Genomic DNA, 24,177 nt, shown 5'->3' on the forward strand with positions numbered 1-24,177 from the left:
GCGCGCGGGGCCAGAGCCGCGCGGGGCTCGGCTGGCTCCGCGCGTCAGCGAGCCCTGGCGGGATGCCCGGCGGGCAGAGCTAGAGCTGGCCGCTCTTCGGCCGCAGCGGCCGCGCGGCCCCCTGCTCCAGCTCGGCGGGATCGACGGGCTCCGCTTCCTCGTTGACCTGCCAGACGAGCTCGCTGTTGCCCTGGGCCCCGGCGAAGCGGAGCCCGAACCACCTCGCGCTCGGCGAGATCGTCGGCTTCCCGTCCGCGGTCGCGCGCGGGAAGCGGATGCGGAACGCCTGGCGCCACACCGTGTTGTACGGGAAGTAGGTCCGCTCGAGCGCGTTCGGCTTGGCGATCGCGACGATCTCCTCGGGCGCCGTCTCGTTCCCTGTGTCGTCGATCAGCCGCACGATCCACGCGCTGTTCGGCGTCGAGAGGTCGTTGTACTTGCGCTCGCCCCCGAAGATCGCGACGAAGAACTGATGGCGCTGGCGCGTCTCCTCGAGCGTCTTCTCGAGCAGCTTCTGCCGCTGCTCGATCGTGAGCCGGTAGTCCTGCGCGTAGCGGACCACGTAGGCCCAGCGGAAGTCCCACGACTCGAAGGTCGCGGTGGCGGTGAGGAAGTTGTCGAGCTCGGAGAGCGCGAACAGGTGCTCCGTGCGCGTCCAGCTGCGCAGCACGTTCTCGTAGTCCGTCGCGACGTACTCGCGGGGCCCCTCGTTCAGGCTCACGAGCTGGGTCGAGCAGCCGGCCGGGCCGAGTAGCGCCGCGAGAACCAGACCGCGCCGGAGCCATCCTGCGTTGACCACGCGGCCAGGGTACCGAGCGCCCGCGCTGGATGCACGCACACTCGAAGCCGATCCCGCGCCTTCGGCGCCTTCGGCGCGCCTTCAGCCAGGAGCGAGCCCGGCGAGCGCGCCCGCCGCGCTCGCCGCGCTCACCGGCGCGCCCGTGGAGCGCCTGTCGGGAAGGTGAACCCGACGCTGAACCGCGCGGCATAATACGAGGCGACGTCGCCGCGCAGCGGGGTCGTGACCGGCAAGAGCACGCTCAGCGCCGGCTGCACGTTCGACAGGATGAAGCGGACGCTGGGCGAGACCGCGAACGTCGCGCGCCGGTCGTCCGGCAGGTCCTGGGTCAGCTGGTAGACCTCCCACAGCTCCAGACCCACCCCGACCGGCCTCGCGAGCCGGTAGCCGAAGTAGAACGCCGTGTGCGCCGTGATGTCGGTGCGGCGCTCCCCGGACCGCCGGCCGCGCACGACCAGCGACCAGTCGAGGCCCTGCCTGAGCTGGAAGATGAACGGCCCGGTGATGTGCCGCATGTCGAACCAGGGGCGGAACGTGAGCGTGAGCTCCCGGAAGCGCGTCTCGTCCCACGGCCGCACCACGCGCGCCGTCCGGAGCACCTCGGCCTGGTCGCGCGAGACGTCGCGCGGGACCGGGAGCACGACGCCGAAGCCTCCGCCGGAGGCGAGCCCGCGCACGCTCGACCAGACGCCGCGCCCGTACAGCTCGGGGCTCCCGAGCAGGATCGACCGCTCGACCCCCGGGACGCTCGCCGCGGCGCTGTCATGCACCGCGCCGACGAACCACTTGCGCGGGACGAGCGGCACCTCCATCTCGCCGTGCGAGTACCAGGCGAAGGCGAGCCTGCCGCCCGCCCGGCTCGCCGCGTCGGGCTCGATCACGGCCGCCGTGTACTCGAAGGTGAAGGTCGGGTCGCGCAGCGTGAGCCCGGGGAGCGTCGGGGGCGCGGGGACGTCGAAGACGGCCTCGTCTTCCTCGTCGGACCACGCGCCCGGCGCCGCGGCCAGCGCGGACGCCGGCCGCGCGCACGGCCAGAGCAAGAGCAGCGGCAGGCAGCGCAGCAGGAGCCGCATCACCGCGCGGGCGAGGCGCCCGTCGGGCGCCGGAACCCGCGCGGGCGGCCTCGTCGCCACGCAGGGAGGGCTACTTCGACCCGAGGCCGAAGTCGTTCGCGGTGACGTAGAGCATCAGCCCGAGCAGCATGAACACGCCGACCAGGTGGATGTGCGCCTCGACGCGCGCGTTCGGCCGGCGCCGCGTGGCGGCCTCGTAAAACAGGAACATCAGGCGGCCGCCGTCCAGGGCGGGGAACGGGATCAGGTTGAACGCGCCGAGGTAGGCCGAGAGCACCCCGAGGAACTCGAGCCCGTGCGGCAAGCCGCGCTTGGCCGCCTGCGCGGTCTGCCCGATCATCGCCGCCGGGCCCCCGAGCTCGCCCTCGATCTTGCCCGTGAGGACCTGGCCGAGCCCGACGACCAGGTCCTGCACGACCTTCGGCGGCATCTTCAGCGCGAGCAGCGCGGCCTCACTCGCGGTCACCGGCACCCGCTGGACCGGCCCGACGGGGATCACGCCGATCTTGCCCGAGCCGCTCTCGTTCGCAGGCGTGACCTTGGCCGAGACGCGCTCGCCCGCGCGCTCCACCACGAGGTCGAGCGGACGGCCGGGGCTCTTGGAGATGATCTCCGCCATCTTCTCCCAGTCGTGGACCGGGGTCCCGTCGATCTCGACGATGCGATCGCCGTCCTTCAGGCTGGCCGCCGCCGGCATCCCGGCGACCACGCCGATGTCGGTCAGGCGGTGGGGCTTGCCGCCCACCATCAGGCTCGCGAAGAAGAGGACCGACGCGAACAGGTAATTGGCGAGCGGACCGGCGAAGATCGCAGCGATCCGGCCCATCAGGCTCGCGTTCGCGTAGCTGCCCTTGTCCTCGGGATCGACCTCCTCGAGGGGGTTCATCCCCGCGATCTGGACGTACGCCAGGAAGGGGATCATGGCGACCTGGAACACGGTGGGGCCGTGCTTCAACGGGTCGTGGCGAAAGAGCCGCACGCGGACCTTGTCCGCGGCGGTCGTGAACCAGTAGTACCCGTCCTTCGGGACAATCTTGAAGAAGGTGGGGCCGAAGCCGATCGAGAACTTCAAGACGCGCATGCCGTAAGCGCGCGCGGCGAAGAAGTGCCCTCCCTCGTGGACCACCATCAGCAGGGCGAGACCGAGGATGCCTACGAAATACCAGCCGACCATCTCCGGCTAGTCTAACCAGGGCGGGCCCTGTCCGCACGCGCCCGATGTCCGCGCCGTACGCTCGCGCCGGCGAGATGCCGCCCGCGGCGGAGTCCGTGCGCTCCCGCCGGCCCCGGATGCACCAGGAGAGCGCGACAGCAGGGCGGCGCCCGGGGCGGCTCAGCCCGCCAGAGGGCCAGAGCCGGCGGGGGAGCGGCTCAGCCGACGAAGAACGAGACGCCGACGCTGAAGAAGGGATACCCGATCCGCATCGTGAGCGACATGTTGTCGTTGAAGTGGTAGCGGCCGCCGACCATGGTGACGAAGTCGAGCCACACGTCGTTGTAGAACCCGTCGGTACGGACGACAGCGCCGAGATCGGCGAACGCGCTCCACTGATCGGTGAAGAAGAAGTTCCACTGCATGGTGACCGGACTCCAGATGGTGAAGTCGCGGCGGCAGTACCTGCAGTTGGTGAGATCGAGCCCGAACGAGATGGCGACAGTGTTGTTGAGCTTCGGGATGAACGCCGGGTCGGCGAGCTCGATGCTCGCCCTGAAGCCGACGCCGAACTCGGGGTCGCCGAAGTCGTTGTAGCGCCCGGGCCCGTACCGCCGCAGGCCGTAGTCGCGGTGCATGAAGACGAAGTCCCCGTGCGGCTCGAGCTCGGCAAAGTAGCGGGGGTGATCGTTCGGATTCTTGATGTTCGCCTGCGCTTCGGGCGCGAGCGTGAGGAGGGTGGCGCCGGCAAGAGCGACGCTCACGAGCGAGGGCAGCGCTTTCATGAGCTCTTCGTACCAAAGGAAGGGCAGCGACGGAAGCAAACGGGCACGTGTCGGCTGCATGACGGCCGCCGCTGGAAGGCGATGTCGCACCTCGCTCGGCGCGCTGCGCGCGGCGCGGGCCGGGCGCGCGCGGGCCGTGGCGGGCCCTGGCCGAGGCGCGCGCTCGTCTGGCTGAAGCGCGCGCTTTGGGGTAAGCCGGTGTAGCCAGAGCCGAGCGCCGCACGCGCGGCGCACCTCGGAGGGGTGGCCTTCCCCGGAGCGTCGAGATGAGAGGATCGACAAGCGTCATCCAGCTGGCCCGTGGCTGCGCGCGCATCGGCGGCGGGCTCATCGCGGTCGCCGCGCTCGCGTGCAGCGGCACGATCCAGGTCGCGGGGCCGCCGCCCGAGGAGGCGGCGCCCCCGCCGGCGCAGAAACGGCCCCCGCCGACGAAGGCCGCCGAGTCGCCGGCGCCGCAAGCGCCCGCGGCCGCCGAACCGTTCGTGACCACGCGGGACTCCGACGAGTGGGTGCGCCAGACGCTGAAGCTGCAGGCGCGGTACGAGCGCGTCCTCGTCGTCGGCGCGCCGGCCCCCGCCGCGATCCGCGTGGCCGCGCTCGATCTGAACGCGCGCGGCGCTGCGGCCGAGCCGCGGGACCTCCCTGTCACGCGCGCGTTCGCCACGCTCCAGGAGGCGGCGGACGCGGCGCGCGGCGGCGACCTCATCGCCGTGTTGCCCGGGACGTACGCGGGGTTCTCGGTTGGCGACAAGCCGAGCGCCGGTCAGGAGCGGTACATCCATTTCAAGGCGATGGGGAGCCCGGGCGAGGTCGTGATCCACCGGGGGTGCGCCGCCGACCCGAACTGGATGATTTACCTGAAGGCAGCGCACCACGTCGTGATCGAGGGATTCCGTCTCGCTGGCAGCAGCGCGCCTGGCAGGCAGAGCGCGGCCGAGCCGAAGGCGGGGATCATGATCGACGGCGCCTTCGGCGAGACCAGCAGGCTCGCGCACCACATCGCCATCGTCGGCAACTTCGCGCATCACCATCGGACGTGGGGGGTTCACTCCACCGACAGCCACACGGTCCTCCTGCAGGACAACCTGTTCGCCTTCTCGGCGGGCGAGCACGGCGCCTACATATCCGACGGATCGGACAACTACGTGGTTCGTCGCAACGTGTTCTTCGGCAACAACGCGAGCGGGTTCCAGGCGAACCTCGATCCGGAGGCCTCGCTCGACGCGGTGCTGGAGCACCCGTCGTTCCGGGATCATCCGCGGAGGGAGCCGACCCGCGCCTGGGCCGCGGAGCTGATGAAGCGCGCGACGGAGCGGTTCGGCGAGCACGGGTTTCCGGACGGCCGCGGCGTGAACTTCATCATCGAGCAGAACGTCATCAACGGCAACGGGCGCAGCGGCGGGGGGGCGATCAACCTCGCCGGGGTGTCTGACTCGGTCGTGCAGAACAACCTCATCTATGGCAACCTCGCCAGCGGGATCGCGCAGTGGGACAACGCGAACCCGTTCGACCGGGCCTATGTGGAGCCCGGCCCGCGCGCTCCGGAGCAGGTGACCGGGCCTGACGCGCTGCCGCTCTGGGGCTGCCGCAACAACCTGATCCGCAACAACACCGTGGTGCTGAGCGCGAGGGGCCGGCCCGCGCTCCAGTGCGGCAACGGGAGCTGGGGTTGCCGCCTGCGGAACAACATCCTCGTGAGCGACGCCTCGCCGTCGATCGAGGTGCTGAGCACGAGCATCTACCGGTTCGACGCCGGCCACAACGTGGTGACCCAGGTGAGCTACGGCGGCATGCCCGAGGGGCTGAAGCGGCTCGCGGCGGCGCTGCCGGAGACGCGGGCGATCACGGGCATCACGCGCGCGCGGTTCGCGACGGAGGTGGTGCGCGCGAGCGAGGAGCCGTGGGTGATCCTCGAGGGGGGATGGTGGAAGCTCAACCCGAACCGGCCGGATTTCAGGCCGAAGCGGTCGTCGAAGATGCTGATCGGGCAGGGCGACGCGCGCGAGGTGCCTGCGCGGGATCTGCTCGGCGTGGAGCGAAAAGGCGCGGAGCTCGGGGCCCTGTCGCCGGGGCCGGGCTGACGGGAGGCGGCGGAGGTGTCAGGCGCCGGGCGCGGCGGCCGGGGCGATGACGAGCTGGCGGGGGGCATCGGCGAGGCAGGGAAGGCAGGCGTCGGCGAGCGCCGCGAAGCCGCGGCTCTGCCAGGCGCAGGCGCCCTCGGGCACGACCACGACGGCTATGCCCGGGCGCGCTGAGATGCCAACGGACGCTGGAATGGTGGCGACGCCCCCGCGAGCGTGAGCGCTTGCGAGCGAAAAATGTTGCCGGGGGTGAGAAACAGGCGAACGATCCCGCCGCGTTGGGGCAATGACGTGGAGAATGGCCGCGGCGTGCCCAAGGAGAATGGCGATGCGCAGCAAGACTTCTTCTTTGGTTATCGTGTTCAGTATCGCGGCGTTCGCGGCGTGCTCCGGGGAAACGACGGAGAACCCCGGCGGGGGCGGCGGGAGCGGCGGGGGGACGACCAGCACTACGACGTCGAGCACCACGACGACGACCACTGGCTCGGCCACGAGCTCGACCACCGCGTCGACGACGGCGGCATCGAGCGGTTCAGGCGGAGGGGCGGGACTGACCGAGTGCGAGGAGGCGTGCGCGAAGGTCGAGGAATGCAGCGATCTCAGCTGCGAATCCGTTTCCATCAACTGCTCTGAGCCGGGCTACGAGTGCGCTTCACAGTGCATCCTCGACACAGCGTGCGAAGACCTGAACGTCACGAACACCGACCTGCTGATCTGCCTCGGCAACTGCGACGCCGGCGCTGGGGGCGGAAACGCTGACGCTGCAGCGTGCCGGTCCTGCGCCATCGAGAACAGCTGTCTGACCCTCTGCGCATTCAGCGATACATGCCGGAGCTGGTTCGCCTGCGCTCAGGGGTGCTTCCAGGACGACGCGCAGCCCGCGTGCTTCGACGCATGCGACGCACAGTTCCCCGGCGCCGAGAGCCAGTTCACCGCGGTGTATACCTGCGCGTGCACGAGCTGCGAGGAGAGCTGCGGCGCGATCGCCGATCCGTGCAACTGAGCACCCCGCAGGGGGCGCGAGGGCAACTCTGCGCACGAGAACGCCCTCATCGGCCTCCCCGATCGCAAGGAAGCTCGAAAAGCGGACGGCGATAGCCTCCAGTCAGCCCGCCTGCCGCGTGTGCACTCCCCGCGTGCCGATCACGCAGCCCCGCGAATCCCCTCCGAACTCTCCTGCCACACAGCCATCAACGCTCGCGACGCCTTACACTGCCTTGGAAATCGCGAGCCAAGTGCTCCAATTTTCATAGGTGGTGGTGCGCCGCAGGCGCATCGCATCTACTGCGGGAATTCGGACAATGGCGGGAACCGCCATGACGTTCAGGGCTCCAAGGAATAAGGGGAATAGGAGAATATCGGAACGACACTTCCTCTTCTCCCCTTGGCGACATGGGCGGTTTTTCTGCCGATCCAGGGCAACGTCCTGCAGCAGTGCTACCAGCTCGCGTTACAAACTGCCCGAGACACGCCCAATCCCGAGCTCCTCGATGCGCGTGTGACACCGGGGGCACCTACCTTGTTCGTGCATCCCTGCCAGGACTCTGGTAGCTCGTTGGATTCACACTCTGGATAGTCTCCACCAACCTAACTCGCTGCGCGGACCTGCGACCGCTGATCACGCGAACAGCGCTCTCACGGAACAAGCTTCGCAAGAAATGCGTCCGTTCCTCCGCTCGTCGTCAGAGTGCCGGTGCCAAGCTCGATGGTTCCTGAGAACGACCCTACGAGCATCGGCTCCCCTAAAGAAGTAAGAGCCATACCGGCCAATCCGATGTCAGAGAAACCATCGATCTTTCTGGACCAGGACAGCTGGCCAACCCTCGAAATCTTGGCAAAAAACACGGAGCGGGACTCGCTCTCGGAAGAAAGCTCGGCGCCTCCGAAGCGAACTACTGTTTCAAAACCACCTTGTACGTATATATCGCCATCACGATCGATTGCCACATGGCTCCCCAGCTGCTCCCCCTCGCCGCTCAGCCACAGGCTCCACTGATACCGGTTACCTGAGTCCAGCTTGAGCAAAAATCCATCTCGGCCGACGGCCTCAAAGTCGCCGTCACCCATATCACTAAGAACCCCGTCGAAGCTGCCGGACAACAGGACACCCCCCACGTCATCCAAGGCCATGCCGTTCACATAATCATTACCGGTTCCGCCGACACGTCGCTGCGAGGAGACCGCTCCGTCAGGCTCAAATCGAACTACAAATATATCTTGCCCATCAGCCGCGCGCAACGCACCTAAACCAAAATCCACACTACCGTAATACTCACCGACAAACACAACAGATCCATCATCCTCCACAGCGAGACGACGACCATACTGAGGCTCGGAATCGCCAAACACTTTTACCCAGGCGCCGTCCGCGACCGCACTTGATCCATCCGAAGCACGAATCCTCGCAAGAAACACGTCAGTACTCGCTCCATCCGCGAGCAGAATAGAGTCTCCAAAACTAACGTACTGACAAAATTCCCCCGCAACGATCAAACCATCGGACCCCGCAGCAACGATCGAATGCACAGCCGGGAACGGCAGAGAACACAAGCCAGAAATATGCTTTGACCAAACAGGCTCACCCAACGGATCAACCTTGACAAGGAACACGCCACGATCAATCGACACTCCATTCAGCTCAAATGGACCCCAAGTGATACCCGAGAAGAAGACATTCTCTTCCGCATCAACACTGATCGCAGTTGGCCACTGCATATCAGAATTCCCAAATGCTTTAACCCAAACAACGGATCCATCCGCAGCAAACTTAATCAAGAATATATCATCTGCCCCCGACGAAGAAGCCATGACTGTCCCCCCGAGAACAATGTCTCCTTCAAAAGTTCCGATGACGTAGCTGTTGCCGGAGGAATCAACCGCCACCGCAGTCGCGGTCTGCGGCGCCTCGTTCCCGAAGCTCGTCACCCACTGGGCGCAATCCTTCCCGTCGCAGTCCTCGTCGTCCGTGCTCGCGCACGTCTCTGTCGCCGGCGTCACCTCGCCCTCGCACGCCTCGTACCCGGAGCCGTCCTGCTTGCACGCCTGCGACCCGGCCTCGCAGATCCCGGCGCCCTTCGTCCCGGGGGCCCCGGAGTAGCACTCGATCACGTGCTCGGGCTCGCACGTGGAGCTTCCGCCTGTCCCCGTCGCCGTCGTGGCGGCCGCGGATGCGGCGTCCTCGAAGTCGTCTAGGCCGAGCAGCAGCCCGCAGCCGGATGCCGCCATGATGCCGACACCTGCGAGGCATCGGAGCGATGTGCGCATTCTCATGCGCGCCATCGTAGAGCGAGAAGGGCGGGGCGTCAGCCTGAGCGCTTCGCGCGAACCGTTGCGTCGAGACGAGACCACCGCTCCGCCGATCGCGCGCGACAGGCTCCTTGACCTCGAGGCTTCGCTTCTCCCCTCAGCGTGTCCTCACTTACCACGACGTGAGCCACGGGAGCGGCGCTGGCGCGCGTGGCGGAAGAGCGTGCCGCAATCCCACCCAGCCGCGCGCGGGGCGCGTGTACACTCCGCCTCGTGCCGTCCGCGCCGTCCCGCGATCGCCTCCAGGCTCGCTTGTCGAAGAGATCCTCGGTGCCCCGGCGCCGCCCGTCACGCCCCGCAGGTTCAGCCTTGCTCGCTGCGCTGGGATGGCTCACGGCGTGCTCCGTTCCGAACGATGGCGGCACCAGCCCGAGGAAGAAAGCGGACGCTCCCGGGGAACCCCACATGACGCCCGCCGCCGAGAGGATGGCTCCCGCCGCGGCGTCCGCGCTCATGGCGCCAGCGTCTACCGGCAGCGCGCACGCCGGCGCCGCCATCCCGGGCGCCTCAGCCCCCGATCCCACGCCGATCACCGTCAGCCCGAGCGTCCTCCCCACAGAGGCGCCCCCGCTCGGCTCGACCGGCGCCCCGCCGCTCGCCCCTCCCGCCCCGCCGCCCGGCCCATGCCCCGCCGACATGGCCCTCGTCGGCGGATTCTGCATCGATCGCTACGAGGCGCACCTTGTCATCGACGCCGGCGGAGAGCTCGCCGGTTACCCGCACTTCAAGCGCCCCGAGCCGGGCGTCCGGTACCTCGCCCGCAGCGCGGCCGGCGTCTTTCCGCAGGCGTACATCAGCCGCGTCGAGGCCAAGGCCGCCTGCGTCGCCGCCGGCAAGCGTCTCTGCACGCGGCGGGAATGGCAGCGCGCCTGCCGCGGCAACGGCGCCCAACGCTACCCCTATGGCCCGCGCGGCGAGCGCGGGCGGTGCAACACCGGCAAACCCCACCTCCTGCGGGAAGTCTTCGGCGAGCACCCGCCGGGCGGGTGGAGCTACGAACGACACTTCAACAGCCCCGACCTCGACCAGAAATCAGGCTTCCTGGCGAGGAGCGGCGAACACGCCGGCTGCGCCAGCGAGCTCGGCGTCCACGACATGGTCGGGAACCTGCACGAGTGGGTCGGCGACATGGTCGATGACGAGCTCGTGATGCGGATGAGCACCGAAGGCGTCGAGCGCCGCGATCAGCCGTGGCATGAGGGAAATGGCGTGTTCATGGGCGGCTTCTTCAGCACGACCAGCGAGCTCGGCCCCGGTTGCTACTTCACCACCATCGCCCACGAGCCGACCTACCACGACTACTCCACGGGATTCCGCTGCTGCGACAGCGCCGACCTGCCGGCCGCTCCGGGGGCCATCAACGCGAGCCAGCGAGACGGCGGCGGCTGACAGCGCGGCCGGCCGCGACGCGCGGCTCGGCGCCGATGTCCCCGGCGCCCGCAGGCCCAGGCGAGCTCGCCCGCGGCGCGACCTCAGCGACGCTGCGCCCAGGAACGGTCGCGGCGTGCTCATCGCGGGCGGCCGTCTCATCACGGGTAGCCCTCTCGGACGATCGCCCGTCGATTCCTGCCCGCGCCAGGAACAGAGCACCTCCGCCAGATGTCCTGCCCTCTCGATGACCACGAGCGCAGCGACGCCCCTGGAAGACGCTCGTGCGATCACGAGGCTTCGCCCCCGCTACGGCCGATGGGCCACGGCCGCCGCGGCGCTGCTCCTCTCCGGCCTCGCGGCCATCGGAGCCTGCGTCAGCCAGCCCCTCGTGGCGGCACTCCCGCCGCCAGCTCCGGCGCTCTTCGCGGACCCCGCTCGCGTGGAGCGCGACGTTCGGATGCTCGTGGAGGAGTTCCGCCCGCGGGGCTACCGGCAGATCGCTCAGCTGGACCGCGCGGCGGCGTACCTCCGCGACGAGCTCAGGGCCGCTGGAGGACGCGTGACCGAGCAGCTCTACGATGTCGAGGGGCGGACGTACCGCAACGTGCTCGCCCGGTTCGGCCCGGACTCGTCGACGCGCGTCGTGGTCGGCGCCCACTACGACGCGGCGGACGACTTGCCCGGCGCCGACGACAACGCGAGCGGCGTGGCTGGGCTGCTCGAGCTGGGGCGGATGCTCGGCCGCGCACCCCTCCGCGGCGACGTCGAGCTCGTGGCGTTCACGCTGGAGGAGCCGCCCTATTTCCGGTCTGCGCACATGGGCAGCGCGCATCACGCGAATGCGATGCAAGCAGCAGGCGTGAAGGTCCGGGCGATGATCAGCCTGGAGATGATCGGGTATTTCACCGACGAGGAGGACAGCCAGGCGTTCCCGCTGGCGCCGCTATCCATGCTCTATCCCACGAAGGGGAACTTCGTGGCCGTGATCGGCAACCTGGAAGGGCTCTCGCTCGTTCGCACCGTCAAGGGGGCGATGGGCGGCGCGACCGATCTGCCCGCCTATTCCCTGAGCGCTCCGGCGCTCGTTCAGGGCGTGGACTGGTCCGACCACCGGAGCTACTGGGAAGCGGGTTATCCAGCGGTCATGATCACGGACACAGCGTTTCTGCGCAACCGGCGTTACCACACCGACAAGGACACGCCGGATACGCTCGACTACACGCGCGCTGCCAAGGTCGTCACCGGCGTGGCCCAGGCCGTCCTCGCGCTCGCGAACGAGTGAGCGCGCTGCCGTCGCCATGCCTCACGCCGCGAACATCCGATCGAGCACCGCCCTCGGCGCGCCGCCCTTCAGGGTCGCCTCGAGCGCCTCGAACACCCCCGCATCCACCTTCCGCGCCTTCGCGAACGCCACGACGCGCGGGATCAGCGGGATCGCCTCCACCCGCAGCCTGGCCTCCGCGACCGCCTCGTCGAGCGTCCGCCCGCGCGCGAGCGCCTTGCCGAGCACCACCTCGGGGCGGCCCTCGAGCCGGATCGAGGCGAGCAGGTCGCCGTAGCCGCCGAGCCCCAGCATCGTCCGCTCCTCCGCGCCCGCCGCGGCGGCGACGCGAGCCGCGCTGTCGACCGCCCTCGAGATCAGCGCGGCGAGCAACCCCGGCCCCGCGCCCGCCTGCTCGGCGAAGCCGACGCCGACGGCGAGGCAGCCGACCAGCGCCGACGCCCACTCCAGGCCCTGGAGATCCGGCGTCGTGTAGACGTGGAGCGCCTGGGACTGGAACGCCGCGGTCACCGCGGCGTGGACCTCCGGGAAGCGCGAGCCGCACACCATCGCCGAGGGGCGGCCCTCCCGGAGCTCGTCCTCCTGCACGGGGCCGCCCAGCGCGCCCACCCGGCGCGCCGGGGTCTCCTCGCGCACCAGGTCCGAGACGGTCTTCAGCGCCTCACCCTCGAGGCCGCGCACGCCGTGGATCACGAGGTGCGAGCCGTCCATGTGATCGCCGAGCGCGCGCAGCGCCGTCCGCGCCGCGTTCGACGGCACAGCGATCACGAGCAGCCGCGCCCGGGCGACCTCCGCGTGGTCCCGCACGATCCGCGGGCCGCCTTTGATCTGCGGCTGCTCGCGGCGAGAGTACAGGAGGACCTCCGCGCCGGTGCGGCTGGCCGCGAGCGCCAGCGCCACGCCCCAGAAACCGCCGCCGATGACCCCCACCGAAGGCGCCGGACGCGCGCTCCCCGGGGCGCTCACTGGCCACCCCCGGCGCCGTTCATCGAGCCCACGTGCGCGTCCGCCTCGCCCGCGCGGGACGACGACGACGAAGCGGACGAAGCGGACGAGGTCGCGCCCCGCGGCTCCTCCAAGGGCGGCGGCGACGAGGCGGGCTCGAGCGGCGGGAGCGGCGGCTGGACCTGCAGGCCGGAAGGGACGCCGGGCGGGGCGATGACGTCCCACGCCATCCCGTGGGCGGCGAGGCGGTTCTGGTAGTAGAAGAGCAGGTTGGTGTCGCAGATCGCGATGCCGTCGGGCCGCGAGTCGAGCACCGGCGACGAGTGGTAGCCCGCGAAGGAGCGCAGCGCGCGCTCGACGATGTCCCCGCCCGAGCCGAGCCGGACGTCCTCCCCCAGCACGATGCACCCCCGCTGCTCGAGCGCGCGCAGCCGATCGCAGAGGGCCACCACGTCGGCCGCGAGGTCGTCGCGCGGCACCGTGAGCACGTCGCGCTGCCGGAGCACCGTGAAGAGATCCGCGGCGGGCGCCTGGCTGCGGAGCCGGGCGAAGCTCGCCGCCGCGACGACGTGCGTCGCCATCACGACCGTGTCGCGCGCGTACGCCCGGCAGATCTCCTCACCGAGCTCGCGCGCGTACTGGGCGTCGCGCGCCGCGTCGATGACCGCCTTGCCGCCCTGATCCTTCACGTAGCTCGCCGGATCGACCTCGCGACCGCGGGCGTCGAACGAGCGGCCGAGCTCGTCGACCCGGTTGCCAAACGGATCGAGCGGCTCGGAGAAGCGGATGACCACCGCGGCGTTCATCGCGAGGAGCTTGCGCAGGAACGAGGCGATCCGGCCGATGCGGCTCGACTCGTCGTCCTCGATGATGAAGCGACCCTTGCCGGCCTCGGAGAGGAAATCGGCGATCAGCGTCTCGGCCTCGAGCGTGATGAGGTAGTTGATCGTGGCCGGGACGAAGAAGACGCGGCGCTCGCGGCCGCTCTGCAGCGTCCGCGTGTAGGCCTCGAACGCGCTGCCGACCAGGCCCAGCTTGAGCTTCCGCTCCACGCCGCCCGAGCGGGACCGCGTGCCCCCCGGGAAGAACAGCGAGTGGTAGCCGCGCTCCAGGAGCACGCCCGAGTACGTCTTCAGCACGTCCTTGTAGAGGTTGTGCCGGATGCGCCGGTCGACGCGGTAGGCGCCGAGGTTGTGCATGAAGAACGAGAGGACCGGGTTCGTGAACAGGTTCTTGCCGGCGCCGTACGTGGCGGGCGGCAGGCCGGCGCGCTCGAGGGCATAGCCGAACACGATCGAGTCCATGTTCGACATGTGGGTCGGGACGTAGACGGCCGTGCCGCGCTGCACGAGCGAGCGGAGCTTCGCGAGCGGGCCCTCCACGAGCACCCGGTCGGCCAGGAGCTCGAGGCTGACGAGCTTGAGCGGGTCGCGGACCACGGTCATGAGCTTCCGCGGCGCGAGCAGCGCGCTCACGACCGGCGGCAGGAGCCGCGACGACAGCTGGTAGACGCGCCGGTCGAAGTTCCCCGCGATGTCCCACGCGTACTCCTCCGACAGCTCCCGCAGGCGGCGGCGGCGCTCGGCGTCGTGCATGCGGCCGAGCGAGCGGGCGAGCCGCTGCCACTCGGCGAGCTCGCGGATGTCCTGCGGCTTCCGCGACCCCTCGAGCCGCTTCGACTCCTGATACGCCGCCTCGTTCATGGCGAGCAGCGGATCCCTCGTGGAGCCGACGACCCGGTCGACCACGGTGCGCACGATCTCGTCGCGCGCGTCGTTGAACCCGAAGATGGGAGCGCGGGAGTCCATGGGCCTAGTCGTATAGAAATCGGACGGCGGGCGCGAGCGGAATACGGCCGCGCGCGACGCCGAAAGTCAGCGGTAATCGTCCTTCGCGCGACGCACGGCGGCGAACACGTCGGACGGCGCGGCCCCCGGGAAGCGCGCCCTCAAACTCGGCTCGCCACAGCGCAGGAAGGGGTTCGTCGCGAGCTCGTCGGCCATCGTGCTCCCGACCGTGGGCTCGCCGCGCTCCCGGGCCGCGCGGGCGGCCGCGAGCTTCTTGCGGACAGCCTCGTTCTCGGGCTCGACCGCCTCGGCGAAACGGAGGTTGTTCACGGTGTACTCGTGACCGCAGAAGACGCGCGTATGCGCCGGGAGCGCCGCGAGCTTGGAGAGCGAGGCGTGCATCACCTCCGGCGTCCCCTCGAACATGCGGCCACATCCGGCGATGAAGAGCGTGTCTCCGGTGAACACAACGTCCTCGACGCAATACGAGACGGCGCCGAGCGTGTGGCCGGGGACGTGCAACGGCTGGAGCGTGAGGCCGGCAAGCTGGACCGGCGTGCCCTCCTCGACCCGCTCCGTCTGCGCCGGAACGCGCCCGACGTCGCTCGAGTGCGCATAGACCGGGAGGTCGCCGTAACGCTCGCGGAGCGCCTCGTTGCCACCGACGTGATCGTGGTGGTGGTGGGTGTTGACGATGGCGACCAGACTGAGCTTCTCGCGCTCGAGCGCCGCGATGATCGGCTGGGCCTCCGAGGGATCGATGACGATCGCCTCGCGCCGCCCGTCCGCGGCCACGAGGTACGCGTAGTTGTCGCTGAGGCAGGGCACGGGGAGGATGCGCATGAGGCGTCGACTATAGCGGCGCCCCCGGTGAGAGCCGGGGAAAAGGTGCGCGCGGCGCGCGTGGATCGCGCATGAGCTCGCGAAAGTTTGAGAATTTTGCGACCGAACCGGCAAGTGATCCCGAGCGGGGCGGCGGGCGGCCTGGCGGAGATCCTCGCGGTGACGCGGGCGCCATGGTGTGGCAGAGGGGCCGGCATGACGTCCGCCGAGCCCTCCGTCCGCTACCGCATCGGCGTCGATGAGAACGGGCTGGGCCCGCGGCTCGGTCCGATGGTGGTGACGGCGGTCCTCGCGCGCGTCACGGAGGCGGGCTGGCAGGTCGCCGGCCGCGCCCCTCGCGGCGCCCTCGCCCAGCGGCTCGGCGACTCGAAGCAGCTCGTGGCGCACGGGGATGTCTCGCTCGGCGAGGCCTGGGCTCGCGCGCTGGTCGCGCGCGGCTGCGGCCGCGCGGGGACGGCCAGCGGCGCGTCGTCGGTGGACGAGCTGCTCCACGCCGTCGCGCTCGAGGATCGCCCCGCGCTCCGCGCGCTCTGCCCGGGCCACGTCGAGGAGCAGTGCTGGTCGGCGGAGGGCGAGGCGTTCACCGCGTCCGACGAGCTGCTCGGCGCGATCGGCAAGGACCTCGACAAGCTCTCGGAGAAGGGGGTCGAGGTCGTCGCCGTGCGCTCGGTGCTGCTCTGCGCGAAGCGGATGAACGACGGGGCGCGCGCCGGGAAGAACAGGTTCGTGCTCGATCTCCACGCGATGGAGCGCCTCGTCCTGGAGCTCCGCGGCCTCGCCGGCGCCGAGGTCTTCGCGGTGTGCGGAAAGGTCGGCGGCTTCGGCAAGTATGGCTCCGTGTTCGGCCCGCTCGCGGGGAGGATGCACGCCGTGCTCGAGGAGGGCCGCGCCCGCAGCGCCTACCGCTTCCCCGGCCTCGGCGAGATCGCGTTCGTCCGCGATAGCGACGCCTCGGATCTGTGCGTCGCGATGGCGTCGATGGTGGGCAAGTACGTCCGCGAGGCGCTCATGGAGCGGGTCGCGCGCCATTACCAGCGCGCGGTCCCGGGCCTGCACGGGGCGAGCGGCTACTACGATCCGGTCACGTCGGCGTTCATCGGGGCGACCCGCCTCGTCCGCCGCGCGCGCGAGATCCCCGCCGAGTGCTTCGAGCGGGGCGCCGGCGAGAGCGCCGGCGAGAGCGACGCCTCGCTCGAGAGCGGCGGCCCGTAGCGCCGAGGCCGGCGCTGCGTGGGCCGCGCTCGCCGGGCGAAACCAGCGGCGCCGCGGGGCGTAGGAGGGTTAGGTGCGCTACCCTCGACAGGCCAGGTGGATGATGAAACGGCTCCGCGCTGCTGGTCTTCTCTTCGCGCTCGTCCTCATTGCGTGCGCCGCCGTGTTCGCGTGCTTTCGCGCCGGCGATGCAGGGAGGGCGAGCAAGGTGATTCCGGGGTCCAAGGAGGCTGTGACGATGTCGGACAGAAGCTATCGCAAACCGTCGGATGAGGAGCTGCGCAAGCAGCTCACGCCGCTCGCATACGAGGTCACCCAGCGCGACGCGACCGAGCCGCCGTTCCGCAACGCCTTCTGGGACAACCACGAGGCGGGCCTCTACGTGGATGTCGCGAGCGGCGAGCCGCTCTTCACGTCGCTCGACAAGTTCGACTCGGGCACCGGCTGGCCGAGCTTCACGCGCCCCGTCGAGCCGGAGCGCGTCGTGGAGCGCTCGGACAGGGGCCACGGGATGGTCCGAACGGAGGTGCGCTCCAAGGCCGGCAACTCGCACCTCGGGCACGTCTTCGAGGACGGGCCCGGGCCCGACGGGCTGCGCTATTGCATCAACTCGGCGTCCCTCCGGTTCATCCCGCTGGCTCGCCTCGAGGCGGAGGGTTACGGCGCTTATCGGGCGCTGTTCGAGGGCCGCGGCGGCGCGCCTCGGCAGCAAGCGAGCGCGAACGCCTGCGCCGTCCCGGCGCCGGGGGAGGCGCCTGGGTGCCAGACGACGCTGGAGACGGCCGTCCTGGCGGGCGGCTGCTTCTGGGGGATGGAAGAGCTCCTCCGGCAGATCCCCGGTGTCCTCGAGACGGAGGTCGGTTATGCCGGCGGCCGGACGAAGGCGCCGACCTATCAGGACGTGAAGACCGGATCGACGGGCCACGCCGAGTCGGTGCGCATCGTCTTCGATCCCGCGAAGCTGTCCTATGCCGAGCTGCTCGAGAGGTGGTTCTTCCGCATGCACGATCCCACGACGCCGAACCGCCAAGGCAACGACGTCGGGACGCAGTACCGCTCAGCGATCTTCGTCACGACGCCCGAGCAGCGCCGCATCGCCGAGGAGGTGAAGGCGCGCGTCGACAAGAGCGGCAAGTGGCGCGCCCCGCTCGTCACCGAGATCGTGGAGGCCGGGCCGTTCACGCGCGCCGAGGAGTACCACCAGAAGTACCTGGAAAAATACCCGGCCGGGTACACGTGCCATTTCATGCGCGATTGACGTAGTCGAGCGGTTCGTTGCTCGACAGCTGTCTCCGCCCACCTCTGCCACACGCAGAGCAGAGCGGCGGTCTCCCGCACAGGAGACGGGCCCAGATCGGCGTTTTCGGCGCGCAAGCGCACTCCGGTGCGCTGAGCACCGAAAACGTCGAGGTGGGCCCGTATCCGAAGCGGGTGACCGTCGCTCTAGCGATTGGCGATGTGGATCGCGGCGCCCATGGCGTGGGCGGCGGCTTCCATCAGCGACTCGCCGAGGGTCGGGTGGGGGTGGATCGTGAGCGAGAGATCCTCGAGGAAGGCCGCCATCTCGAGCGAGAGGGACGCCTCGCTGATCATGGTGCTGGCCTCCGGCCCGACGATGTGGACGCCGAGCACCTGCTTCGTCTTCTTGTCGGCGACGATCTTCACGAAGCCCTCGGTCTCGTTCATGGCCATGGCCTTGCCGAGCACCGAGAACGGGAACTTGCCGATGCTGACCTCGAGGCCCTTCGCCTTCGCCTCCGCCTCGGTGAGCCCCACCGTGGCGATCTCCGGATCGGTGAAGATCGCGCCCGGGATCGCGACCCAGTCCTTCTCGGCCTTGTGCCCCGCGATGACCTCGGCGGCGATCTCGCCCTCCTTCGTCGCCTTGTGCGCGAGCAGGGGCGGCCCGCTGACGTCGCCGATCGCGTAGATCGACGGCACGTTGGTGCGGCAGAACTTGTCCGTGGGGACGAACCCGCGCTGATCGACCGTCACGCCGACCTTCTCGAGGCCGAGCCCCTTGCTGCTCGGCCGCATGCCGACGGCGACGAGCACGGTGTCGACGACGATCGTCTGCTCCTTGCCGTCGGACTGGATCTTCACCCCGACCGAGCCGTCCTTCTGCTTCTCGTACCCGAGCGCCTTGGCGTTCTTATGGATCGTGCCGCCGCGCTTCAGGATCTTGCGCTCGACGATCTTGGTGCAGTCGGGGTCGACGCCCGTGAGCAGCTCCGGCAGCGCCTCGACGACGATGAGCTCGGCGCCGAACGCCTGGTAGACCATGCCGAGCTCGAGGCCGATGACGCCGCCGCCGATCACCATCAGCCGCTTCGGGACGCGGCGCAGGCTGACCGCCTCCTTCGCGCCGATGATCGTGTCGCCGTCGAACTTGAACGTCGGGATCTCGATGGTCGTCGAGCCGGTCGCGATCACGATCGCCTTGGTCGCCTCGAACTGCTCCACCGAGCCGTCCGCCCGCGTCACGTCCACGCGCTTCGGCCCCACGACCGTGGCGGTGCCGTTCACGACGTCGGCGCCGTTGCCCTTGAGCAGCGAACCGACGCCGCCGGTGAGCTTCTTGACGATGCCTTCCTTCCAGTCCTGCATCTTGTTGGCGTCGAGCTCGACGCCGCTGACCTTGATGCCCATCGCGGCGCCGGCCTGCGACTTCTCGTAGAGGTGGGCGGCGGAGATCAACGCCTTGGAGGGGATACACCCCCAGTTGAGGCAGACGCCGCCGACGTTCTCCTTCTCGATGCAGAGCACCTTCAGCTTGAGCTGAGCGAGCCGGATGGCGCAGGGGTAACCGCCGGGGCCGGCTCCGATCACGATTGCGTCGTAGGTCTTCATCCTTGTCCTTTTGTGCGCTTCGGAGACTGGAACTAGGGGCGCCGGGGTTCGTCAGGCAAGCCCCTCGCCGACAGCCCTGAGGCCGCGCCCGCAAACGCGAGCCGTCCCTGGGTGCCCGGGGCTTACACGACCTCGCAGCGAGGGGAAATCCCTCCCCGAGGTCAGCGCCCGCCGCCGTGCGGCGGCGCTTTCGGGGAGCGCAGGAGCTCTGCGCGCTGGTCGCGCAGGTGCCAGGGCAGCTCCGCGTAGACGTCGTCGAACAGCGTCTCTCGGGCAGGCGGGCCCATCGCCTCGACCTCGGCGACGGCGGCGGCGATCTCGGCGTTGAGCTCCGCCTCGAGGGAGGACTCCGCCGCGTCGTCGAGGAGCCCGCGGCCGGCGAGGTGGCGCCCGAGGCGCAGCAGCGGGTCGCGCTGCGTCCAGCGATCGACCTCCTCCTGCGATCGGTAGCGGCTCGGGTCGTCGCTCGAGGAGTGCGCGCCGACGCGGTAGGTGAGCGCCTCGATGAAGCTGGGGCCGCCGCCGTCACGAGCCCGCGCGACCGCCTCGGAGACGGCGCGGTAGACGGCGATGACGTCGTTGCCGTCGACCCGCACCGACGGCACGCCGTAGGCGCGCCCCTTGACGGCGATCGTCCTCGAGGCCGTCTGCCGGTCCGTGGGCACGCTGATGGCCCAGTGGTTGTTCTGGCAGATCATGACGCACGGCGCCTTGAAGACGGCCGCGAAGTTCATCGCGCTGTGGAAATCGGGCTCGCTCGTCGCGCCGTCGCCCATGAACCCCACGACCACGGTGCTGTCGCGTCGCAGCTTCGCGGCCCACGCGGCGCCGACCGCCTGCGGGAGCTGCGGGCCGATGCAGCTCGACCAGGACACCTGGTTCACCTGCCGCCCGCTCATGTGCGACGGCATCTGGCGCCCCTGGAGGAGGTCGCCCGAGTTGCCGAACACCTGGGCCACATAGGTGCGGAGCGGGAAGCCGCGCACCAGCATCATCACGCTCTCGCGCAGCGCGGGGAAGATCCAGTCCGTGGGCTCGACCGCGAGCGCCGTGGCGATCGGCGTCGCCTCCTGGCCGGTGCACGCGCCGTAGAAGCCGACCCGCCCCTGCCGCTGGAGCAGGAGCATGCGCGCGTCGAGCAGCCTGAGGCGCTTGATCTCGCGGTACGCGCGCAGCAGCAGCGCGTCGCTCAGGCAGGGGTCGGTCGCGGGATCCAGGGATCCATCGTCCCGGAGGACGCTGAGCAAGCCCTCATCGGCCCCCTCCCCTGGTCGGGACGTGGGCGCGTGAGGTGGAGGGGCGTCGGCGGCGGACCTCGCGGAGGCGCCGGGCGGCGTGGCTTCCAGCTCGCTCATGACCGGACCATACCGCGAAATGACGGCGCTCGCGGCCCCTTCGGCCCGCGGGGACGCCCCTCCCGCCCCCGCGGCGCGCCGGAGCGAAGCGGCTCACGTCGCTCGCGCACGAGCTCAGCCGAGCAGGACGCGGAACATCCGCTTGCTGTCCGAGAGGTAGTAGTAAGCGGCGCGGTCCGCGTCGCCCATCAGATCGAGGATGGCGCGCTCCATCTGATCGGGGCTCAGCGTGTTGGACACTTCCCACGTGTCGGGCGTGACCTCGTCGCCCTGCCACGGTCCGGCGCAGAGCGCGACGAGGCGCGACCGGTTCGCCTCGTCGGCGATCGAGAAGGTGAGGATGTAATCGTGGTTGACGAAGCCGCTATAGAGCTTGTTGTCACGCGGCATCGGATCCCTCCGTGTCGTGGGCGCGATGCGCGGCGTCCTTACCGCGGGCCGGGCGGCAGCGGGGCGGCCGCTTCCTCGTCGTCGTCCTGCTCGGGGCGGCGCGCGCCGAGCGTGAAGACGTGCAAGAGGACCAGGCTCGCCCCGAGGAACACCTCCGACTTGCTCACGAGCTCGGCGCGGCGGTGGATGCGCTCGAGCTCCATGCCGAGATCCCCCTCGCCGCGCCGGACGCCCTCGCGGTGGAGCGCCGCGATGCGGGGGGTGAGCGCCAGACCGACGTACGCGGCGCACCCGGCCAGCACCATGGCGACGACCCGGCGCACGCGCGCCGCGCGGCCGGCGCCCAGGCGGTACGCGGCCCAGGTGCGCGCCACCTCGGCGCCGAGGAGGATCACCGCGGCGCCGAGCGCGAATTGATCGAAGCGCGCGAACGCCGCGCTCATCGCGTCACCGGAGAAGGGGGCCGGGGCGAGCCGGAAGACGAACGGGGCAGCGCAGGCGCCCAGCGCCACGATGCCGCCGACCCAGGCCCCCGCCGCGAGCGCGGCCACGCTCGCGGCCACGCGATCGATGAGGGAGCGGCGCGACGCGGCGCGCTCTTCGGGGCTCGGGGCGAGGTCCGCCTCGCTGAACTGGGCTTCATCGTTCATGCATCCACCTCGGCAGCGAGGACGGCGAGCGCCTCCTCGACGGCCCCCTGATCGGCCTTCCGCTCGTCTCCCCGCATCGCCGCGATCGCGGGGCGGGCGGCCGAGAGGCGGGCGCGACCGGCGGCCGCGACGGCGAGCGTGCGCTTGTGGCGGTCCCACGCGCCGAGCTCGCTGAGGATGTCGCGGATGGCCCGCTCGTGGCCCATCCGCGCGAGCGCGACGCGCGCGTGCCAGCGCAGCGGATCGCGGCCGAAGCCGAGCCTGAGCCCGAAGGCGCGCCGCTCCAGGGCGCTCCGCGAAGCAGCGAGGCCGAGCTCGCCGCAGAGCTCGATGGCCGCGGCCTCGTCCTCGTGATCGACGCCGTGGAGCTTTCCTCCCACGATCTCGGCGAGCACGGGGTGGCCCACCGGATCGCCGAAGCGCGCGGTGACGACGGCCGCCGCTGCCCGGACGAGCGGGGACGCGTGGCCGAGCAGCGCGCGGGCCCGCTCCATGCCCAACGGAGGCAGCTCGCCGCTGGACTCCCCCAGCTCCTCGAACATCCGCAGCGCGATGTGGCAGACGAGCGGATCGTCGTCGTGGGTGGCCTGCATGATGGCCTCGATCGCGTCGGCCTGCTGGGCGCAGACGCGCGGGAACGCGATCACCGCCTGGAACCGCACCTCGGGCCGCTCGTCCGAGAGGGCGCGCCGGAGCCGGCCCGTGGCCCGCATGTCGCCGATTTCACCGAGCGCCGTGATCGCCATCTGCCGGACGTAGGGATCCACGTCCTCGACGGCGAGGAGCAGGGCCGGGAGCGCCTCGACGGCCTTCGTGTCGGCGAGGGCGATGGCCGCCGCCGCGCGGACCGCCGCGTGCTCATCGACGCGGAGCGCGCCCTCGATGGCGCGCACGACCTGCTCCCGTGCCGTCGCGGCATACGGGACGAGGTCGCTCACGGCCTCCGCGCGCACGGCGGGCTTCTGCGAAGCGACGTCGCGCAGCGCAGCCTCGAGCGTTCTCTTCGCGGGGGCCGGTCCGAACACGCGGCCAACGCTAGCACGGTCGATGCGCAAAGCCGGGCCGCACCGAGCGGCGCTCAGCCGCCGCCCGAGCCGCCAGCGCCACCCGAACCGCCACCTTCGCCGCCAGCGCCGCCCGAGCCGCCTTCGCCGCCCGAGCCGCCTTCGCCACCCGAGCCGCCTTCGCCACCCGAGCCGCCGGCGCCTCCCGCACCACCCGACCCTCCAGCGCCGCCAGCGCCTCCTGCGCCCGAGGCATCCGGAGTGTAGGGGGGCCATTCCTCCGTCTGTTCAGGAGCGGCCCTGCACACCCCGGGCTCGCTCTCGATGCCGCCCGGCGGCTCGCTGGCGACGCTCGACGCAGACGGCGGGTTCGGCAGGCACGCCCTCGAGCCGTCCGGCCTGGCGTCGACGATCGCGGCGTTGCGCTCGCCCGGCGCTATCGCTGCAGCACCCTGGATGTTGCCCAGCGCGACGCACGAGTAGCCGCTGCGGCAATCGTCGTCCTCATCGCAGGTGGCCATGCAGAACGTGCGCTCGAAGCGCGGCCAGCGGACGTTCTCGAGCTCGCTGCACGCCGGATCGATCACCGGGTTGAACGCGACACAGACGCTGCTCCCGGAGCAGCTGTCCGGCTCGCAGTTGAAGACCGTGCAGTAGCCGCCAGGCTGCGTCCCATCGCAGAGGAGCTGCTGCTCTGCCTGCACGCAATCGAGCGACGAGGTGCACGGATCGCCGATCTGGGGGCCACATCCGGCGAGCAGCGAGGATGCGCCAAGGAAGGCGAGCAGGAGGGCGGGCTCGGTGAGGCGGAGCATCGAGGAGGCCGCTTAGTACCGGCAGGGCCGCCCGCGCGCAAGCGCAGGCCCACGACGCCCACGACGCCGTCCCGGAACCGGCGCTGGCTTCCGCCCGAATTGACACCTTGCGGTCAGGCCTCTACAAACGAGCGGACCGGGGTGACCCCGGAGAACGAAGCGAAGGCCATGGCGACTTACATCACCGAAGACTGCATCAACTGCGGCGCCTGCGAGCCGGAATGCCCGAACGAAGCCATCAGCGAGGGCGACGAGATCTATGTGATCGATCCGGAGCTCTGCACCGAGTGCGTCGGCTTCTATGATCACGAAGCGTGCCAGGCCGTGTGCCCGGTCGAGTGCTGCCTGCCCAACCCGCAGATCGTGGAGACCGAGGAAGTCCTCATCGCGCGCGCCGTCAGGCTGCACCCCGACGACGGGGAGCTGAAGAAGCGGGCCGCTGCCAACGATTACCCCTCGCGCTTCCGCAAGTAGCG

22 protein-coding genes are annotated in these 24,177 nt (G+C 70.3%); 7 read left to right on the forward strand and 15 right to left on the reverse strand.

What is annotated here, in order from left to right:
• Nucleotides 1-79: 79 nt before the first annotated feature.
• The 4 genes from WME95_RS43645 to WME95_RS43660 all read right to left on the reverse strand — a co-directional run bounded on the left by WME95_RS43645 (nt 80) and on the right by WME95_RS43660 (nt 3,810).
• Entirely contained in the window at nt 80-799 is a 720-nt protein-coding gene (locus WME95_RS43645) for a hypothetical protein (RefSeq protein ID WP_437546588.1), read from the reverse strand.
• Nucleotides 800-927: 128 nt separating this feature from the next.
• Complete coding sequence (locus tag WME95_RS43650) at nt 928-1,932, reverse strand: hypothetical protein (protein ID WP_437905124.1); 1,005 nt, start codon at nt 1,930-1,932, stop codon at nt 928-930.
• A 10-nt stretch (nt 1,933-1,942) separates the two neighbouring features.
• Nucleotides 1,943-3,046, reverse strand: a complete 1,104-nt coding sequence (locus WME95_RS43655) for a M50 family metallopeptidase (RefSeq protein WP_437546592.1) — start codon at nt 3,044-3,046, stop codon at nt 1,943-1,945.
• Between the two features lie 197 nt (nt 3,047-3,243).
• Nucleotides 3,244-3,810: a hypothetical protein gene (locus WME95_RS43660; RefSeq protein WP_437712620.1), complete on the reverse strand. Its 567-nt coding sequence runs from the start codon at nt 3,808-3,810 to the stop codon at nt 3,244-3,246.
• A gap of 266 nt (nt 3,811-4,076) precedes the next feature.
• On the opposite strand from WME95_RS43660, the gene WME95_RS43665 reads away from it, so the two are divergent.
• Nucleotides 4,077-5,891, forward strand: coding sequence for a right-handed parallel beta-helix repeat-containing protein (locus tag WME95_RS43665; RefSeq protein WP_437905125.1), 1,815 nt, complete (start codon nt 4,077-4,079; stop codon nt 5,889-5,891).
• An 18-nt stretch (nt 5,892-5,909) separates the two neighbouring features.
• Here WME95_RS43665 and WME95_RS43670 read toward each other — a convergent pair whose 3' ends face one another.
• Nucleotides 5,910-6,041: a hypothetical protein gene (locus WME95_RS43670; protein WP_437905126.1), complete on the reverse strand. Its 132-nt coding sequence runs from the start codon at nt 6,039-6,041 to the stop codon at nt 5,910-5,912.
• A gap of 178 nt (nt 6,042-6,219) precedes the next feature.
• Here WME95_RS43670 and WME95_RS43675 point away from each other — a divergent pair, with 178 nt between their 5' ends.
• On the forward strand, nt 6,220-6,894 hold the full coding sequence (locus WME95_RS43675) for a hypothetical protein (RefSeq protein ID WP_437905127.1): 675 nt from the start codon (nt 6,220-6,222) through the stop codon (nt 6,892-6,894).
• A 632-nt stretch (nt 6,895-7,526) separates the two neighbouring features.
• On the opposite strand, the gene WME95_RS43680 is transcribed toward WME95_RS43675, so the two are convergent.
• Nucleotides 7,527-8,816, reverse strand: a complete 1,290-nt coding sequence (locus WME95_RS43680) for a hypothetical protein (RefSeq protein WP_437905128.1) — start codon at nt 8,814-8,816, stop codon at nt 7,527-7,529.
• Nucleotides 8,817-9,650: 834 nt separating this feature from the next.
• Here WME95_RS43680 and WME95_RS43685 point away from each other — a divergent pair.
• Both WME95_RS43685 and WME95_RS43690 read left to right on the forward strand, forming a co-directional pair.
• Nucleotides 9,651-10,586: an SUMF1/EgtB/PvdO family nonheme iron enzyme gene (locus tag WME95_RS43685; RefSeq protein WP_437905129.1), complete on the forward strand. Its 936-nt coding sequence runs from the start codon at nt 9,651-9,653 to the stop codon at nt 10,584-10,586.
• 226 nt (nt 10,587-10,812) lie between these two features.
• The gene (locus WME95_RS43690) at nt 10,813-11,850 is read left to right on the forward strand and encodes a M28 family peptidase (RefSeq protein WP_437905130.1); all 1,038 of its coding nucleotides are present in this window, start codon (nt 10,813-10,815) and stop codon (nt 11,848-11,850) included.
• Between the two features lie 21 nt (nt 11,851-11,871).
• Here the strand turns inward: WME95_RS43690 and WME95_RS43695 are convergent, their stop codons facing one another.
• From WME95_RS43695 to gloB, 3 genes are all read right to left on the reverse strand, one after another.
• A complete protein-coding gene (locus WME95_RS43695) occupies nt 11,872-12,780 on the reverse strand; it encodes an NAD(P)-binding domain-containing protein (protein ID WP_437905131.1) in 909 nt (302 codons plus the stop codon).
• Between the two features lie 32 nt (nt 12,781-12,812).
• On the reverse strand, nt 12,813-14,603 hold the full coding sequence (locus WME95_RS43700) for a 1-acyl-sn-glycerol-3-phosphate acyltransferase (protein ID WP_437905132.1): 1,791 nt from the start codon (nt 14,601-14,603) through the stop codon (nt 12,813-12,815).
• A 66-nt stretch (nt 14,604-14,669) separates the two neighbouring features.
• A complete protein-coding gene (gene gloB, locus WME95_RS43705) occupies nt 14,670-15,425 on the reverse strand; it encodes a hydroxyacylglutathione hydrolase (RefSeq protein WP_437905133.1) in 756 nt (251 codons plus the stop codon).
• Between the two features lie 195 nt (nt 15,426-15,620).
• On the opposite strand from gloB, the gene WME95_RS43710 reads away from it, so the two are divergent.
• Both WME95_RS43710 and WME95_RS43715 read left to right on the forward strand, forming a co-directional pair.
• Complete coding sequence (locus tag WME95_RS43710) at nt 15,621-16,637, forward strand: hypothetical protein (protein WP_437546609.1); 1,017 nt, start codon at nt 15,621-15,623, stop codon at nt 16,635-16,637.
• 103 nt (nt 16,638-16,740) lie between these two features.
• Entirely contained in the window at nt 16,741-17,895 is a 1,155-nt protein-coding gene (locus WME95_RS43715; protein WP_437555606.1) for a bifunctional methionine sulfoxide reductase B/A protein, read from the forward strand.
• 185 nt (nt 17,896-18,080) lie between these two features.
• Here the strand turns inward: WME95_RS43715 and lpdA are convergent, their stop codons facing one another.
• The 6 genes from lpdA to WME95_RS43745 form a co-directional block, all read right to left on the reverse strand.
• The gene (lpdA, locus tag WME95_RS43720; protein WP_437742307.1) at nt 18,081-19,487 is read right to left on the reverse strand and encodes a dihydrolipoyl dehydrogenase; all 1,407 of its coding nucleotides are present in this window, start codon (nt 19,485-19,487) and stop codon (nt 18,081-18,083) included.
• 161 nt (nt 19,488-19,648) lie between these two features.
• Complete coding sequence (locus tag WME95_RS43725) at nt 19,649-20,842, reverse strand: thiamine pyrophosphate-dependent dehydrogenase E1 component subunit alpha (RefSeq protein ID WP_437905134.1); 1,194 nt, start codon at nt 20,840-20,842, stop codon at nt 19,649-19,651.
• Nucleotides 20,843-20,956: 114 nt separating this feature from the next.
• Nucleotides 20,957-21,232: a hypothetical protein gene (locus tag WME95_RS43730; protein ID WP_012240611.1), complete on the reverse strand. Its 276-nt coding sequence runs from the start codon at nt 21,230-21,232 to the stop codon at nt 20,957-20,959.
• Between the two features lie 38 nt (nt 21,233-21,270).
• On the reverse strand, nt 21,271-21,882 hold the full coding sequence (locus tag WME95_RS43735; protein WP_437905135.1) for a DUF4149 domain-containing protein: 612 nt from the start codon (nt 21,880-21,882) through the stop codon (nt 21,271-21,273).
• Entirely contained in the window at nt 21,879-22,907 is a 1,029-nt protein-coding gene (locus tag WME95_RS43740; RefSeq protein ID WP_437546617.1) for a HEAT repeat domain-containing protein, read from the reverse strand. Before WME95_RS43740 ends, WME95_RS43735 begins: the two co-directional genes overlap by 4 nt.
• A gap of 53 nt (nt 22,908-22,960) precedes the next feature.
• Complete coding sequence (locus WME95_RS43745) at nt 22,961-23,701, reverse strand: hypothetical protein (protein ID WP_437905136.1); 741 nt, start codon at nt 23,699-23,701, stop codon at nt 22,961-22,963.
• Between the two features lie 168 nt (nt 23,702-23,869).
• Between WME95_RS43745 and WME95_RS43750 the strand changes: the two genes are divergently transcribed.
• Nucleotides 23,870-24,175 (forward strand): YfhL family 4Fe-4S dicluster ferredoxin, encoded by a 306-nt coding sequence (locus tag WME95_RS43750; protein WP_012240614.1) that lies wholly within the window; start codon nt 23,870-23,872, stop codon nt 24,173-24,175.
• Nucleotides 24,176-24,177: the final 2 nt, after the last annotated feature.

This window comes from Sorangium sp. So ce327 (genome assembly GCF_051530205.1).
GTDB classification, from domain to species: domain Bacteria; phylum Myxococcota_A; class Polyangia; order Polyangiales; family Polyangiaceae; genus Sorangium; species Sorangium cellulosum_B.